The organism is Streptomyces sp. NPDC005963, assembly GCF_040638655.1.
In the GTDB taxonomy this organism is placed as follows: domain Bacteria; phylum Actinomycetota; class Actinomycetes; order Streptomycetales; family Streptomycetaceae; genus Streptomyces.
In genome coordinates this window covers 22,888-38,313 of the sequence record NZ_JBEXVD010000011.1, presented here as the reverse complement: position 1 = coordinate 38,313, position 15,426 = coordinate 22,888, and the positions used below count along the sequence as shown (strand labels likewise).

The 15,426-nt window shown below is 70.8% G+C and carries 13 protein-coding genes; 9 read left to right on the top strand and 4 right to left on the bottom strand.

What is annotated here, in order from left to right; genetic code table 11:
- Nucleotides 1-9 precede the first annotated feature (9 nt).
- Both ABZ348_RS17140 and ABZ348_RS17135 read right to left on the bottom strand, forming a co-directional pair.
- Nucleotides 10-498 (bottom strand): YbaK/EbsC family protein, encoded by a 489-nt coding sequence (locus tag ABZ348_RS17140; RefSeq protein ID WP_358933768.1) that lies wholly within the window; start codon nt 496-498, stop codon nt 10-12.
- A 58-nt stretch (nt 499-556) separates the two neighbouring features.
- Nucleotides 557-2,185, bottom strand: coding sequence for a penicillin-binding transpeptidase domain-containing protein (locus tag ABZ348_RS17135; RefSeq protein ID WP_358933766.1), 1,629 nt, complete (start codon nt 2,183-2,185; stop codon nt 557-559).
- A 209-nt stretch (nt 2,186-2,394) separates the two neighbouring features.
- Here ABZ348_RS17135 and ABZ348_RS17130 point away from each other — a divergent pair, with 209 nt between their 5' ends.
- Nucleotides 2,395-2,823 (top strand): PPOX class F420-dependent oxidoreductase, encoded by a 429-nt coding sequence (locus ABZ348_RS17130; protein WP_358933764.1) that lies wholly within the window; start codon nt 2,395-2,397, stop codon nt 2,821-2,823.
- Between the two features lie 119 nt (nt 2,824-2,942).
- On the opposite strand, the gene ABZ348_RS17125 is transcribed toward ABZ348_RS17130, so the two are convergent.
- Nucleotides 2,943-3,296 carry a DUF805 domain-containing protein gene (locus ABZ348_RS17125; protein ID WP_358933762.1) on the bottom strand — a complete coding sequence of 118 codons (354 nt, stop codon included), beginning with the start codon at nt 3,294-3,296 and terminating at the stop codon, nt 2,943-2,945.
- A gap of 333 nt (nt 3,297-3,629) precedes the next feature.
- Nucleotides 3,630-5,354, bottom strand: a complete 1,725-nt coding sequence (locus ABZ348_RS17120) for a phospholipid carrier-dependent glycosyltransferase (RefSeq protein WP_358933761.1) — start codon at nt 5,352-5,354, stop codon at nt 3,630-3,632.
- Nucleotides 5,355-5,653: 299 nt separating this feature from the next.
- Here ABZ348_RS17120 and rsmI point away from each other — a divergent pair, with 299 nt between their 5' ends.
- The 8 genes from rsmI to ABZ348_RS17080 all read left to right on the top strand — a co-directional run bounded on the left by rsmI (nt 5,654) and on the right by ABZ348_RS17080 (nt 15,340).
- Nucleotides 5,654-6,547: a 16S rRNA (cytidine(1402)-2'-O)-methyltransferase gene (gene rsmI / locus ABZ348_RS17115; RefSeq protein ID WP_358934015.1), complete on the top strand. Its 894-nt coding sequence runs from the start codon at nt 5,654-5,656 to the stop codon at nt 6,545-6,547.
- Nucleotides 6,548-6,676: 129 nt separating this feature from the next.
- Nucleotides 6,677-7,144 (top strand): hypothetical protein, encoded by a 468-nt coding sequence (locus ABZ348_RS17110; RefSeq protein WP_358933759.1) that lies wholly within the window; start codon nt 6,677-6,679, stop codon nt 7,142-7,144.
- A gap of 33 nt (nt 7,145-7,177) precedes the next feature.
- Nucleotides 7,178-8,050 (top strand): TatD family hydrolase, encoded by an 873-nt coding sequence (locus ABZ348_RS17105; RefSeq protein ID WP_358933757.1) that lies wholly within the window; start codon nt 7,178-7,180, stop codon nt 8,048-8,050.
- 775 nt (nt 8,051-8,825) lie between these two features.
- On the top strand, nt 8,826-10,205 hold the full coding sequence (locus ABZ348_RS17100) for a ubiquitin-like domain-containing protein (protein WP_358934013.1): 1,380 nt from the start codon (nt 8,826-8,828) through the stop codon (nt 10,203-10,205).
- On the top strand, nt 10,202-11,059 hold the full coding sequence (gene rsmA / locus ABZ348_RS17095; protein WP_358933755.1) for a 16S rRNA (adenine(1518)-N(6)/adenine(1519)-N(6))-dimethyltransferase RsmA: 858 nt from the start codon (nt 10,202-10,204) through the stop codon (nt 11,057-11,059). The genes ABZ348_RS17100 and rsmA overlap by 4 nt, the downstream gene beginning before the upstream one ends.
- Nucleotides 11,056-11,967, top strand: coding sequence for a 4-(cytidine 5'-diphospho)-2-C-methyl-D-erythritol kinase (locus tag ABZ348_RS17090; RefSeq protein ID WP_358933753.1), 912 nt, complete (start codon nt 11,056-11,058; stop codon nt 11,965-11,967). The genes rsmA and ABZ348_RS17090 overlap by 4 nt, the downstream gene beginning before the upstream one ends.
- Before the next feature lie 139 nt (nt 11,968-12,106).
- Nucleotides 12,107-13,423, top strand: a complete 1,317-nt coding sequence (locus ABZ348_RS17085) for an acyltransferase (RefSeq protein ID WP_358933751.1) — start codon at nt 12,107-12,109, stop codon at nt 13,421-13,423.
- 117 nt (nt 13,424-13,540) lie between these two features.
- A complete protein-coding gene (locus ABZ348_RS17080; RefSeq protein WP_358933749.1) occupies nt 13,541-15,340 on the top strand; it encodes an ABC-F family ATP-binding cassette domain-containing protein in 1,800 nt (599 codons plus the stop codon).
- Nucleotides 15,341-15,426: the final 86 nt, after the last annotated feature.

Genomic DNA, 15,426 nt, shown 5'->3' with positions numbered 1-15,426 from the left:
CCGGGGTGTTCACGCGGTGCGCTCGCGTACGTCCACCAGTTCGCCGCCCGCCTGGGAGACGAGCGTCTTGGGGTCGAGTGCGAAGACGGTGTGGGGGGTGCCGGCAGCCGCCCAGACGACGTCGTGGTTCAACAGGGCGCGGTCCGCCAGTACCCGGGTCTTCGTGGAGTGGCCGAACGGAGGCACGCCGCCGATCGCGTATCCGGTGGTCCGGCGGACGAGGTCGGCGTCGGCGCGCCCGACCGACCCGGCGCCCAACTCCTCGCGCACGCGCTCCACGTCGACGCGGGAGGAGCCGTCCATCAACACCAGGACGGGCACTCCGTCGGCGGCGAAGACCAGTGATTTGACGATCTCGCTGACGTCGCAGCCGATGGCCGCTGCCGCCTGGGCTGCCGTGCGGGTGGCTTCGGGGAAGCGCCGCACTTCCACGTCGAGCCCCAGCGTGCGCAGGGCTTCGGCGAAACGGGGGTGGGCTTGGGACCCGGAGGTGCTCATGGCCGCACGCTAGCGGTAGTTGTGCCACACACGGGAGGGGTTTCCCGGGCGACCCGCGTCACCGTGCGTTGAGGACCTTCGCCACCACCGGGCCCGCAGCTTCGCCGCCACGGCCGCCGGACTGCACCACGGCCGCCACCGCGAGATCCCCTGCGTACGCGGTGAACCAGCTGTTGGACTTCCCCTGGCCGTCGACTTCCGCCGAGCCCGTCTTCGCGCCCTTGTTCCCCGCTACGGAACTCATCGCGGCCTGACCGGAACCGGACTGCGCGGTCGCCGCCATCATCTCCCGCAGTGCGGCCGACATCGAGCCCGGCATCCGCTCGGCGGTGGCGAGTTCGCGGTCGTCGAGCGACGGGGGGACCAGCACCGGTTGGCGGAAGCCGCCGTCCTTGACGGTCGCTGACACCGAAGCCATCGTGAGGGCGTTCATGGTGATCTTGCCCTGGCCGATGTACGAGGCCGCCGTCTCGGTGCCGTCGGACTCGGGCACCTTGCCGTCGAAGCTGGCCACGCCGGTCTTCCACTCCAGCCCGATGCCGAAGAACTTCCGGGCCGTCTCACCCAGCGCCGTACCGGACTCGCCGCGCTCGTCGAGCGGTTTCACCGACTTGATGAAGGTGGTGTTGCAGGAGCGGCGGAAGGCGTCCTTGAAGGTGCTGTCGGGGATGGAGAAGCGTTCGAGGTTCTCGAAAGTGCGGCCCATCCACTGCACGGTCGCCGGGCACTCGACCTTCGAGGCCGGGCCGTCGACGATGCCCTGGTCCAGCATCATCGCGGCGGTGACGATCTTCATGGTGGAGCCGGGGGCCTGGGCGCCCAGCATCGCCGTGTTGTAGCCGCCGGCCGGGCTGTTCGCGACCGCCCGGATCTCTCCCGTGCTCGGCTTGATCGCCACCAGGGCCGCCGATGCGTGCTGCTTCACCGCGGCTTCGGCCGCCGCCTGCACATCGGCGTCGATGGCGGTGCGGAGCTCGCCCGGTTTGCCCTCGCTGATGGGCAGCAGGGTCTGATCTGCCTTGTTGGGGTCGGCGGAGGTGATGGCCAACTCCACACCGGGGGTGCCGCCGGCGAGCTTCCCGTACTTCTTGCGCAGGGCGTCCAGCACCGGGCCGAGCGAGGGGTACTTCTCCCGGCTCAGCTCCCGGCCGTTGCGGTCGACGGCCGTCACCGGGGCGACCGTCGCCGGCCCGGTCTGGAGGGTCGTGCCCTTCCGGAGCCCCGGGTGGAGCACGGTCGGCGTCCACGCGACCAGCGGCTTGCCGGTGGTCAGTCCGCGGATCACCTGGAGGTACGAGGAGTACGACCAGGGCTTGCTCACGCCGTCGTGGGTGACGGTCGCCGCCACCGTGAAGGTCACCTCCGAGCCGATCGGGGCCGCGGGGGTGATGACGGCCTTGCTGACCTTCGCATCCGTCCGGTACCCGGCGAGCAGCGGCTCGGCCTCGACCGCGTTGTCGGTCAGTTGGGCCGCTTCCTTGGCGTTGCCGGCGGCCCAGGCCGCGAGGAACGCCTTGGAGGTCCGGTCGATCTCCGTCGCGTCCGGCGGCCCGGTCTTGCGCGCCGGCGCGGACATCGTGGAGGTGGAACCGTCGTCGAAGAGCAGCGCGTAGCCGCCGTAACCCACGCCGGTGGCGACGAGGACGAACGCTCCGCCGATGACGGCGACCTTCATTCCGCTGCGCATCTGGCGCGGTCCCTTCTCGGAAGTGCCTTGAACGCGTTCAAGAAAATGGGTGTCTCATGCACCCTACGGGACCTCCTGACGGTGTCCCAGGACTGTTACGGGACCGCGACAGAGGAGGAAATCCCTCCGCAAGCTCCCCGGTGGACCCCTGCGCGCGGCCCCGGCGTGCCGGACCGGTCGCCCGGTGTCCCTGGCCCGAAGATGGGGCAATGGCGAAGACGATGACGAAGCACGAGTGGCGGAAGTTCGTCTCGGAGGGCACCCGCACCGCGAAGCTCTCCACCGTACGGGTCGACGGTAGCCCCCATGTCGCACCGGTGTGGTTCCTCCTGGACGGGGACGAACTGGTCTTCAACACCGGCAAGGAGACGGTCAAGGGCCGCAGTCTGCGCCGGGACGGCCGGGTCGCGATCTGCATCGAGGACGATGAACCGCCGTTCGCCTTCGTGCTGCTCCAGGGACAGGCCGAGGTCAGCGAGGACGAGGAACAGGCCCTGCACTGGGCGACGCGGATCGCCGCCCGTTACATGGGCGAGGACCGGGCCGAGGACTTCGGGCGGCGCAACAGCGGGCCCGGCGAACTGACCGTCAGGGTCCGGGTGGCGAAGGTGAACGCCCTCGCCGGGCTCACCGACTGACGGTAGATCCGGCTTGCCCGTGAGGTGGGCGCGCGGTCCCGGCGCGCCGGCCGGAAGGGCCCGGACAGCAAAGCACCGGCCGGTCGGGGAGCGGTCCCGACCGGCCGGCACGCATGTGTTTAGTACCTGCCCGCCTTGGGGTCGGGGCCGTACTTGTTGTCGTGGCGCTGCCCCTCAAGGCAGGCGAAGACCAGGAGGATGATTCCACCGACGATCGGCACCAGGCCGATGAGCAGCCACCAGCCGGAGCGGTCGGTGTCGTGCAGACGTCGGATGCCGACACCGATGCTCGGCAGCAGGACGGCCAGGACGTAGATCACGGAGAGGAACGGTGCGATGCCCGCCACTGCTTCGATGATCGACAGGACGATGCTGATCACAAAGTTGATCAGGAAGAACATCCAGTATTCCTTGCGGCGCGCACGGCCGTTGAATACTGCGTACTGCTTGACGACGTCCAGGTAGTAGTTCACGTTCGTCCCCCCATAGGACTGCGACGGAGGCCCGTCCAGATGGACTAGGCCAGCCGAAAGCTAGGGGCTTGAAGTGTGCGGGTCAAGACATTTGTCCAGTTGGCCGCTCTCCCGTGACATGGCGGGACACTTCGTGACCATCTCGTGTCCGGATCTTCTTCAAATCCGACGTTCAGCCTGGTCAGTCGATTTTCGATAAAGGCCACCTAAAGCCGCGGGGCGGTCTCGCCGGGGTGCGGCGCAGCGAGCGGAGAATCCCACCCGCCCCGCCAGCCCCTCCTGGATCCGTTAGCGGTCCTCGCCGTTGCAGCGTCCCCACCGGGGGCCAGGACGTCAGACCCAGGTGTCCAGCCACATCCGGTCGCGCCAGTCCTCCACCGGGATCGGGGTGCCCGTGTAGAGCGGGTGGAAGTAGATGAAGTTCCAGATGATCAGCAGCACCAGGACTCCGGCGCCGATCGCCCCGATCGCCCGCCGTCGTTCGTCCGAGCCCGGTGGGCCGAGGATCGCTCCGATCATCATCGCCACCGCCAGACAGAGGAACGGCACGAAGACGACCGCGTAGAACAGGAAGATCGTGCGCTCCTGGTAGAGGAACCACGGCACCCAGCCGGCCGCGATGGCGCACGCGATCGCCCCGGCCCGCCAGTCGCGGCGGAAGAACCACCGCCACAGGACGTAACAGATCGCGAAGCAGGCCGCCCACCACAGCAGCGGAGTGCCGAGCGCCAGCACCTCGCTCGCGCACTTGTCGGCGGCGTCGGCCGGGCAACCGGCCTCTCCGGCCTTGGGGTCCTCGTAGTAGTACGAGACCGGGCGGCCGAGGACGATCCAACTCCACGGGTTCGACTCGTAGGTGTGCCCCGAGGTCAGGGAGACGTGGAAGTCATAGACCTCGTTCTCGTAGTGCCAGAGGCTGCGCAGCCAGTCGGGGAGCAGCCAGTCCCACGACGAGTCCTTGCCGTCGTTCTCGGCCCAGTCCCGGAAGTAGCCCTTGTCGGTGAAGATCCAACCCGACCAGGAGAGCACATAGGTGACGATGGCCACCGGCACGGTGGAGACGAACGCGGGCAGCAGATCGCGCCTGATCACCGCGCGGTAGGGGCGCGAGGCGCCGGACGTGCGCCGGGCGCCCACGTCCCACAGGACCGCCATCACGCAGAACGCGACCATCACATAGAGGCCGTTCCACTTGGTGCCCGCGGCCAGGCCCAGCATCACACCGGCCGCGATCCGCCAGGGCCGCCAGCCGAGCCGTAGCGTCTCCGCGATCCGTCGGTCGGGGTGCAAGACGTCGTTCTCGTCCAGGGGCAGCGCCGCCGCGAGTTTGGCCCGAGCCCAGTCCCGGTCGATGAGCAGACAGCCGAAGGCGGCGACCACGAAGAACATCAGCACCAGGTCGAGCAGGGCGGTGCGGCTCATCACGAAGTGCAGTCCGTCTACGGCGAGCAGTAGCCCCGCGAGACAGCCGAGGAAGGTCGAACGGAACAGCCTGCGCCCGATGCGACAGATCATCAGCACCGACAGCGTGCCCAGCACGGCCACCATGAAGCGCCAGCCGAACGGTGTGAAGTCGAAGAGCTTCTCGCCGATGCCGATGATCCACTTGCCGACCGGCGGATGCACCACGTAACCGGGGTCGACGGGGATGTCGACGGACGAGGGGTCCCGGAGGATCTTGTTGTCGATGTCCTTGGGCCAGCTGCCCTCGTACCCCTGGTTGATCAGGGCCCAGGCGTCCTTGGCGTAGTACGTCTCGTCGAATATCACGGCCTTCGGCGTGCCCAGGTTCCAGAACCTCAGCAGGCCGGCGACCAGCGCCACCAGCAGCGGGCCGCCCCAGGCCGACGCCCGCAGCAGTGCGTTCACCCGCTCCGGCCGGATGCCGAACACCGGCCAGATCCGTTCGGAAGGGCGGGTGTACGGGGGCACCAGGCGTTCGCGCAGCCCGATCACGGGCCGGGGCGCATAGCCGAATCTGCGCAGCCGCTGCTGCCAGCCGGACGGCTGTTCGTCGGCGTCCTTGCCCGGGACGGTCTGTGGCGCGGTACTGGTCACCGCGCCATCGTAGGGAACGACACCGGCCCGGGTGCGCGTCCGTCTCCATGAGCGGGGTGCGCCGCGGACGGGAACGCCGCCTTCCGCACCGGACAACACCCCTCGAACCAGGGCCGTCCGGCCCGCTGAGCGATCCGCTGAGCGTTCTGATCACCGGGATCGGCGTGAGGGTCCCCACAGTCGTTGCCGCAGCCGGCACACGCACCGCGGTCAAGAGCACGGGGACCGGCCCGGGCTTCGACGCTGGGACAATGGACGGCGTGACGACTGAGCCGCCCCGTGAAACTCCCCCCGCTCCCCTGCGGACCGACCCCTCGGCCGGACTGCTGGTCCTCGCCGGGACCCCCATCGGCGATGTCGCCGACGCCCCGCCCCGGCTGGCCGCCGAACTGGCGGGCGCCGACGTGGTGGCCGCCGAGGACACCCGAAGGCTGCGCCGGCTCACCCAGGCCCTCGGCGTCCAGGTCCGGGGCCGGGTCGTCTCCTACTTCGAGGGCAACGAGTCGGCCCGCACACCGGAGCTCGTCGAGGCGCTCGCCGGTGGTGCACGCGTCCTCTTGGTCACCGACGCCGGGATGCCGTCCGTCTCCGACCCCGGCTATCGGCTGGTCGCTGCGGCCGTCGCCCGGGACATCCGGGTCACCGCCGTACCCGGCCCCTCCGCGGTCCTCACCGCGCTCGCCCTGTCCGGTCTCCCGGTGGACCGCTTCTGCTTCGAGGGCTTCCTCCCGCGCAAGCAGGGCGAGCGCCTCGCCCGGTTGAAGGAGAACCAGGCCGAGCGGCGCACCCTCGTCTACTTCGAGGCTCCCCACCGGCTCGACGACACCCTCGCCGCCATGGCCGAGGTGTTCGGCGCCGAACGCCGGGCCGCGGTGTGCCGGGAGCTGACCAAGACGTACGAGGAGATCAAGCGCGGCGGGCTCGGCGAGCTGGCCGTGTGGGCTGCCGACGGGGTGCGCGGAGAGATCACCGTCGTCGTGGAGGGCGCCCCGGACGTCGAACCCGGCGAGCTGGACCCCGCCGAACTGGTGCGCAGGGTACTGGTGCGCGAAGAGGCGGGGGAGCGCCGCAAGGAGGCGATCGCCGCGGTGGCGGTGGCCGCCGGGATTCCCAAGCGCGAGGTGTTCGATGCGGTCGTGGCGGCAAAGAACACGGCTCGGTCAGTCCCCGCAGAGGGTAAAGGACTACCGTAGAAAGCAAAGCCCAGACCGTGTCCGGAGCCCTCCGGGCATGGGAAGGCAAAAGAGCATTCCATTATTCGACAGGCGCTGATGCGCTCCCGCCGGAATGGGCGTCCACTGGGGCAGTGGAGAGGAGCAGGCATGAGTGAGATCGCGGGCACCGCCAGGGTCCATGAGGCATACGCCTTCGCCTGTATGCGCTGCGGACACGGCTGGGAGCAGGCGTACGACATCGAGCATCACGTCGACAGCCACGGACAGGAGTACGTCGTCTACCGCGCAGGCGGTGAGCGGGTCCCGTCCCCGTTGTCGAGCCCGACGTGTCTGAATTGCGGCGGGCACGTCGTACGGATCATGCGGGCCGGACAGGTCTCGTCGGTCATGGACCTGATGGCCCGGTCGATGAGCACCACCCGCCCCCGCACGGGACGGCAGCGCAAGTCTCTGCCCGCATCGCCGACGGCCGGGCCGCTCGGCGCGGGCGAGATCGAGGACGAGATCGACCCCGCGGCGGACGCCACGGCCGGGCAGGAGCAGCCGGGCGCACCGGCCAAGGCCAAGCACCACTGGCACCTCGCCGATCTGCTGCATCCCTTCCACCGCAGATGAGCCCATGGGCGCGGGCCTCGTAGGATCGCGCCCATGAGTGCCTCGTCCGCCCTGCCGCCGCTGCCCGAACCGCTGGGGGTCCCGGTCGCCGACTCCCACACCCACCTGGACATGCAGGAGGGCACGGTGGAAGAGGCACTGGCCCGGGCCGCCGCCGTCGGAGTCACCACCGTCGTCCAGGTCGGATGCGACATCAAGGGGTCCCGCTGGGCAGCGCAGACGGCCGCCGACCACGCGGCCGTGTGGGCCGCGGTCGCGCTCCACCCCAATGAGGCGCCGAGGATCGTCCACGGTGAAGCGGGGGGCGAGGGGCCGCGGCAGATCGCCCGGGAGGCCGGCGGTGAGGCCGGACTGGACGACGCCCTCGACGAGATCGACGCGCTCGCCGCGCTGCCCCAGGTGCGCGCGGTCGGCGAAACCGGCCTCGACTACTTCCGTACCGGCCCGGACGGGGTGGCCGCGCAGGAGCGGTCCTTCCGCGCCCACATCGAGATCGCCAAACGGCACGGCAAGGCCCTGGTCATCCACGACCGGGACGCCCACGCCGACGTGCTGCGCATCCTCGCCGAGGAGGGCGCACCCGAACGGACCGTCTTCCACTGCTACTCCGGTGACGCGGAGATGGCCGAGATCTGCGCCGCCGCCGGCTACTACATGTCCTTCGCGGGCAACGTGACCTTCAAGAACGCCCAGCCGCTGCGGGACGCACTGGCCGTCGCACCGCGCGAACTGGTGCTGGTGGAGACGGACGCGCCGTTCCTCACGCCCGTGCCCTACCGCGGACGGCCTAATGCCCCGTATCTCATTCCGGTCACGCTGCGTGCCATGGCCGTGGTGAAGGGGCTGGACGAGGACACGCTGGCCGCGGCGGTGGCAGCGAACACGGCGGCCGCGTTCGATTACTGAGGGATAACGAGCAGGGCCCCTTGGGGCGTCGAACACCCCAGGATTACGACGCTGAGTAGTTGTCTCGCTTTGGAGAGTGACGGTTCCTCCGATAGCGTCCCGGCCGCAGCGCCATCAAGCGAAACGGACCCGGACCTTACGGAGCGTCGTGAGCGATGTGAGCAGTGCACAGGGCAGACACCGTGCGGCGGGGAGCGCGCATCCCGCGGGGGTGGTAGGAGCCACGGCCCGCGACCCCTTCGGCCATGACGTCGCCCCCACGCGTCCGTACGGCACGGTGCCCGCCCACGACTCGGCACCCTCTTACGACTCACCACCCTCTTACGACTCCGCACCCCCTTACGACACCGTGCCGAGGACCGGTTTCACGTCCGACGGACAGCCGATGCACGAAACGGGGTTCGCGCCCGGGTTCGGCGCGGAGTACGACCCCGTGTGTGCGCCCGAGGCCGGGCCGTACGACGTCGTGGACCCGTACGCACTCCCGTACGCCCAGCCGCAGACCCGGGCCGACCCCTGGGGCCCGCAGTCCCCGGAGGACGCATGGGAGCCGTGGCCGGGCACCCACGCACCGTGGGACGGGTTCGAGCCCGGCCCGTACGGCCCGCACGATGAGCCGCCCGGCGGTTTCTCCCCGGGGCAGGCCCACGGCCCGGGGATCGGCGGGCTGGCCGGCCACTTCGACCCGTACCACGCGGGCGGCGCGGCGGACGGGCCGCCGCTGGACCACCGCTTCACCCCCGGGCCCGGGCCCGTCTTCCGCCCCCTGCCCAGCCTGTTCGACCCGCCCGAAGCGGGAACCACCCATCCGCACCCGTGGTTCGACGGGCCCGTCGGCCCCCAGGCGCACGACCCCGCATGGGACGTCGACCTCGGCCCGGACGCGTACGGGGACGCACAGCCCGGGCGGCGGCAGCCCGTGCACGCCGTGCAGTCAGCCCCCGATGCCCCCGATGCCCCCGGTATCCCTGATGTGCCCCGGGCCCCCGCTGCACCGACCCATCCCGATGCCTCGGAGCGGCGAGCGCCGACCGCACCCGTCCGGCGGCGTGCGGCCGACAGGCCGGACTCCCTGCGCAGACTCGTCCCCCAGGCCCTCGTGGTCGCCTTCCTCGCCGGCGGCACCTCCGCCTTCGTCGCCAGCGACAAGGCCGTGCGCCTCACGGTCGACGGTGTGCCCCGCACGATGCACACCTTCGCCGACGACGTCCAAGAACTCCTGGAGGACGAGGGCGTCGAGGTCGGCAGCCACGACCTGGTCGCCCCCTCGCCCGGCCAGGACCTCGTCAGCGGCGACGAGGTCGTCGTCCGCTACGGCAGGCCCGTCACCCTCACGCTCGACGGGGAACGCCGCCGGGTGTGGACCACCGCCCGCACCGTCGAAGGCGCCCTGCGCCAACTCGGCGTCCGGGCCGAGGGCGCCCACCTCTCCGCGTCCCGCTCGCTGCCGATCTCCCGCAGGGGCCTCGCCCTCGACGTACGGACCGAACGCGCGGTCACCTTCATGGCCGACGGCCGGGCGCGGACCGTCCGCACCACCGCGGCCACCGTTGCCCAGGCCCTGGCCGAGGCCGGCATCACCCTGCGCGGGCAGGACACCACATCCGTGGCCCCAGACAGCTTCCCGCGGCAGGGGCAGACGGTGACCGTGATGCGGATCTCCGGGTCGCGCGAGGTGCGCGAGGAGTCGATCCCGTACGACACGGTCAGGACCGAGGACCCGCAACTGTTCCGCGGCACCGAGATCGTCACCCAGCAGGGCCGGCCCGGCACCCGACGGGTCACCTATGAACTGCGGAGCGTCAACGGCGTCCGGCAGAAGCCGAAGAAGCTCGCCGACGAGGTGGTGCGGGAACCGGTGACCCAGGTGATCAAGGTCGGCACCCAGCGGATGCCGCAGTCCGTCGAGGGCGCCGAAGGACTCAACTGGGAGGCGCTCGCCCGGTGCGAGTCCGGTGGGCGCCCCGGCGCCGTGGACTCGACGGGCACGCACGGCGGCCTCTACCAGTTCGACACCGGGACCTGGCGGGCGCTCGGCGGCAGCGGCCGACCGCAGGACGCACCCGCGACGGAGCAGACGTACCGGGCCAAGAAGCTGTACGTGCAAAGGGGCGCGACTCCCTGGCCGCACTGCGGCCGTAGGCTGTATCGGTGAGCACCACTGAGCCCGACGCACTTCTCAGCCCCGCCGACATCCGCGAACTGGCCGCAGCACTGGGCGTACGCCCCACCAAGCAGCGCGGTCAGAACTTCGTCATCGACGCCAACACCGTCCGCCGGATCGTCCGTACCGCCCAGGTGCGCGCCGACGACGTGGTCGTGGAGGTGGGACCGGGGCTCGGCTCGCTGACGCTGGCGCTCCTGGAAGCGGCCGATGAAGTGGTGGCCGTCGAGATCGACGACGTCCTCGCGAGCGCCCTGCCGGCCACGATCATCGCCCGGCTGCCCGAGCGCGTGCCCCACTTCTCCCTCGTCCACTCGGACGCGATGCTCATCGAGGAACTCCCAGGCCCGCCGCCGACCGCCCTGGTCGCGAACCTCCCGTACAACGTCGCCGTGCCCGTGCTGCTGCACATGCTGGACCGCTTCCCCAGCATCGAGCGGACCCTCGTGATGGTGCAGGCCGAGGTCGCCGACCGGCTGGCCGCTGGCCCCGGGAACAAGGTGTACGGAGTGCCGTCCGTGAAGGCGAACTGGTACGCCGATGTGAAGCGGGCGGGCTCGATCGGCCGCAATGTGTTCTGGCCCGCGCCCAACGTGGACTCCGGCCTGGTCTCCCTGGTGCGCCGCGACCCTCCGCAGACCACCGCCACCAAGGCCGAGGTGTTCGCCGTGGTGGACGCCGCCTTCGCACAGCGCCGCAAGACCCTGCGCGCGGCCCTCGCCGGCTGGGCCGGCTCCCCGGCCGCTGCCGAAGAGGCCCTGGTGGCGGCCGGGATCTCGCCGCAGGCGCGCGGCGAGTCCCTGACGGTGGCGGAGTTCGCACGGATCGCGGAGGCCAAGGCATGAGCGGTGTCGACAGCCGGAGCGTGACCGTACGCGTCCCCGCGAAGGTCAACGTCCAACTGGCCGTGGGCGGCGCCCGCGCCGACGGCTTCCACGACCTGGCCAACGTCTTCCTCGCGGTGTCCCTCTTCGACGAGGTGACCGTGGCACCCGCCACCCGGTTGACCGTCACCTGCGAAGGGCCCGACGCCCACCAGGTGCCCCTGGACACGACGAACCTGGCGGCGCGCGCAGCCGTCCTGCTCGCCGAACGCCACGGCATCGCCCCCGACGTGCGCATCCACATCACCAAGGACATTCCGGTCGCCGGGGGCATGGCCGGCGGCAGTGCGGACGGCGCGGCGGCACTCCTCGCCTGCGACGCGCTGTGGGGGTTGCGCTCCAGCCGCGCCGAACTGCTCGCGATCTGCGCCGAACTCGGCAGCGACGTCCCCTTCAGTCTGGTCGGCGGGGCGGCGCTGGGCATCGGGCGCGGCGAACAGCTCACCGAACTGCCCGTCGGCGGTGACTTCCACTGGGTGTTCGCGGTGGCGGACGGCGGTCTGTCGACCCCCGCGGTGTACGGCGAGTTCGACCGCCTCAACGAAGGGCTGCGCGTGCCCGAGCCCCGGGCGTCGAAGGCCCTGCTGGACGCGCTCGCCTCGGGGGACTGCACCGTCCTCGCCGGGGCCCTCGCCAACGACCTCCAGCCCGCGGCCCTCTCCCTGCGGCCCGCCCTGCGCTCCACCCTGGACGCGGGACTGTCCGCAGGCGCGCTCTCGGCACTCGTCTCGGGCTCGGGTCCGACGACCGCGTTCCTGGTCAAGGACGCGCAAGCGGGGGCGGCCGTGGCCGAGGCGCTCAGGGTGTCGGGGACGTGCCGCACGGCTCGGGCGGCGACCTCGCCCGCACCGGGCGCCACGATCCTCTGACCTGTCGCTGTCGACCGCCGACACGGCTCGGGGACACGCGGCGGGCGGCTGCACACGGGCGCCACCGCGCGTACTCAGATACGGACATGAGTACGACGGCCCTGGCCGTGCCCCCGGCCCGCGGGTGACCGTGGGACGCATGGAAGCACGCGTTCGCGATCTCGCCGCCGCAACCCCCGACACCCGGGACCGATACGTCGACCTGCTCCGGGTCGCCTCCCTGGGCGTCGTGGTGCTCGGGCACTGGCTGATGGCCGCCGTCACCGACGACGGCGTGGGCAACCTCCTCGCCGTCGTCCCCGAGATGCAGCTGCTCACCTGGGTGCTCCAGGTGATGCCGGTGTTCTTCTTCGTCGGCGGGTTCTCGCACGCGCTCTCCTACCGCTCCCTGCGCCGCAAGCACCCCCAGGGGGCGCCCCTCTACGCGGTGTTCCTGCGCGCCCGGCTCCAGCGATTGCTCCGGCCGACCGTGGTGTTCATCCTCGTGTGGGGCCTCGCGGCGCTGGTCGTGCAACTCCTCGGCGGTGACCGCGGGCTGACCGGAGTGGCCCTGCGGCTGGTCACCCAGCCGCTGTGGTTCATCGGGATCTATCTGGCGATGGTCGCCTTCACACCGCTGCTGCTGAAGCTGCACGAGCGCCACGGCTGGACGGCCTTCGGCGCCCTGGTCGCCGCCGCGGTCCTCGTCGATGTGGCACGGTTCGCCTTCGACGTGCCGCACATCGCCTTCGCGAACTTCGTCTTCGTCTGGCTGGCCGTCCACCAACTGGGCTTCCTGCGGGCCGACGGCCGCATCCGGATGCCCGCCGCGCTCGCCGGCGCCGGACTCCTCGGCACCGTCGCCCTGGTGGCGTACGGGCCCTATCCGCTCTCCATGGTGGGAATGCCCGGCGAGAAGGTGTCCAACATGGCGCCGCCCACCCTCGCCCTGCTCTGCCACGCCTTCTGGCTCGTCGGCGCGGTCGAGTCGTTGAAGGGCCCGGGCACCCGACTCGTGCAGCGCACCCGCGTCTGGCACGCCGTCGTCGCCGCGAACGGGCTCGCCATGACCGCCTTCCTCTGGCACCTGACCGCGATGCTCGGCGTGTACGGGGCGATGCTGGCCCTCGACCTGCCCCTGTCCGAGCCGGCGTCGGCCGCCTGGTGGGTGCAGACCCCCGTCCGCATCGCGCTCGCCGCCGGGCTCACCGCCCTCCTGGTCGCGGCCTTCCGGGGCTTCGAGCGCCCCGCGACCACCGCCCCCCAGGCGGGCGGCTCCGGACCCATTGCCGCCGCGGGGATCACGCTCTGTCTGCTGGGCGTGCTCGGACTGTCCATGGTGGGCTTCGCCGGACTGCTGGAGGGCAGGTCGGCGATGCTGGTGGTGGTCGAGGTCACCGCCCCGACGGCGGTCGCGATGGCGCTGGGCGGCTGGCTGCTCGTCGAGCGGGCGGGCGGCAGGCGCCGCTCCTCCTGACGGTTCGGGGCGAAGGGCACCGGATGACGGCCGCCCGGGGCCGTTCCAAGCGCGATTCTGGGCGGCCCGCACGGCGACTACTCTGGAAGCCGATCCGTCCCCCCGTACAGGAGAGTAATGGCCGTCAATCTGGTCAATGTCGAGGCCGTCAGCAAGGTGTACGGGACCCGTCCCCTGCTGGACACCATTTCCCTCGGCGTCTCCGAAGGGGACCGCGTCGGCGTCGTCGGCCGCAACGGCGACGGCAAGACCACCTTGATCCGGATGCTCGCCAAGCTGGAGGAGCCCGACACCGGCCGGGTCACCCAGAGCGGCGGACTACGGCTCGGAGTGCTCACCCAGCACGACTCCCTCGACCCCGAGGCGACCGTACGCCACGAGGTCATCGGGGACCTCGCCGACCACGAGTGGGCCGGGAACGCCAAGATCCGCGATGTGCTCACGGGCCTCTTCGGCGGGCTGGACCTGCCCGGGTTCCCCCAGGGGCTGGACACCGTCATCGCCCCGCTCTCCGGCGGTGAGCGCCGTCGAATCGCGCTGGCGCAGCTCCTCATCGCCGACCAGGACCTCCTGGTCCTCGACGAGCCCACCAACCACCTCGACGTCGAGGGCATCGCCTGGCTGGCCCGCCACCTCCAGGCCCGGCGCTCCGCGCTGGTCTGCGTCACCCACGACCGCTGGTTCCTGGACCAGGTCTGCACCCGCATGTGGGACGTCCAGCGCGGTGCGGTGTACGAGTACGAGGGCGGCTACAGCGACTACGTCTTCGCCCGGGCCGAGCGCGAACGCATCGCCGCCACGGAGGAGTCCAAGCGGCAGAACCTGATGCGCAAGGAGCTGGCCTGGCTGCGGCGCGGCGCCCCCGCGCGCACCTCCAAGCCGCGCTACCGCATCGAGGCCGCCAACGAACTGATCGCGGACGTGCCCCCGCCCCGGGACTCCAGCGAGCTGATGAAGTTCGCCAGCGCGCGACTGGGCAAGACCGTCTTCGACCTGGAGAACGTGTCGATCGAGGCCGGCCCGAAGCTGCTGCTCAAGCATCTGACCTGGCAGCTCGGACCCGGTGACCGCATCGGCCTGGTCGGGGTGAACGGCGCGGGCAAGACCTCCCTGTTGAGGGCGCTGGCCGACGCCCAGCGCAGCGGCGGGGAGATCCAGCCGGCGGCGGGGCGGATCGCCGTCGGCAAGACCGTACGACTGGCGTACCTCTCCCAGGACGTCACCGAACTGCCGCCCACCCTGCGGGTGCTGGAGGCCGTGCAGCAGATCAGGGATCGCGTCGACCTCGGCAAGGGCCGGGAGATGACCGCGGGCCAGCTGTGCGAACAGTTCGGCTTCGGCAAGGAGAAGCAGTGGACGCCGGTCGGGGACCTCTCCGGTGGGGAGCGCCGCCGGCTGCAACTGCTGCGGCTGTTGATGGACGAGCCGAACGTCCTCTTCCTCGACGAGCCCACCAACGACCTCGACATCGAGACCCTGACCCAGCTGGAGGACCTGCTCGACGGCTGGCCCGGTTCGATGGTGGTCATCTCCCACGACCGGTTCTTCATCGAGCGCACCACGGACCGCACCTTCGCGCTCCTCGGCGATCTGACGCTGCGGATGCTGCCGCGCGGGATCGAGGAGTACCTGGAGCGGCGGCAGAAGATGATCGAGGCCGCCGTGCCCGCGCTGGTGGAATCCGCGGCCCCCAAGGCGAAGTCCGCCGGGGAAGCCCGTGCCGCCCAGAAGGAATTGCAGCGAATCGAGCGTCGACTCGACAAGATTTCCGACAGCGAACGGAATCTGCACACCCAAATCGCCGAAAACGCCACTGATTTCGAGAAGGTCGGAAAGCTGGACGCAGATCTGCGCGCACTGTTGAACGAGCGCGAGGAACTGGAGATGCGTTGGCTGGAATTGGCCGAGGATTCCTGAGCCGTTGAGGGCGTTCCGCTTTTGGTACGAGCGTGGAAGCTTGGTGGAGATGCCGTAACAACGGCATTACAGGCCGGTCTGCCCTT

Bases quoted from the DNA above. Each gene is read 5' to 3' on its own strand.
- ABZ348_RS17140 (WP_358933768.1), bottom strand. From the start codon at position 498: ATGAGCACCTCCGGGTCCCAAGCCCACCCCCGTTTCGCCGAAGCCCTG.
- ABZ348_RS17135 (WP_358933766.1), bottom strand. From the start codon at position 2,185: ATGCGCAGCGGAATGAAGGTCGCCGTCATCGGCGGAGCGTTCGTCCTC.
- ABZ348_RS17130 (WP_358933764.1), top strand. From the start codon at position 2,395: ATGGCGAAGACGATGACGAAGCACGAGTGGCGGAAGTTCGTCTCGGAG.
- ABZ348_RS17110 (WP_358933759.1), top strand. From the start codon at position 6,677: ATGAGTGAGATCGCGGGCACCGCCAGGGTCCATGAGGCATACGCCTTC.
- ABZ348_RS17105 (WP_358933757.1), top strand. From the start codon at position 7,178: ATGAGTGCCTCGTCCGCCCTGCCGCCGCTGCCCGAACCGCTGGGGGTC.
- ABZ348_RS17090 (WP_358933753.1), top strand. From the start codon at position 11,056: ATGAGCGGTGTCGACAGCCGGAGCGTGACCGTACGCGTCCCCGCGAAG.
- ABZ348_RS17085 (WP_358933751.1), top strand. From the start codon at position 12,107: ATGGAAGCACGCGTTCGCGATCTCGCCGCCGCAACCCCCGACACCCGG.
- ABZ348_RS17080 (WP_358933749.1), top strand. From the start codon at position 13,541: ATGGCCGTCAATCTGGTCAATGTCGAGGCCGTCAGCAAGGTGTACGGG.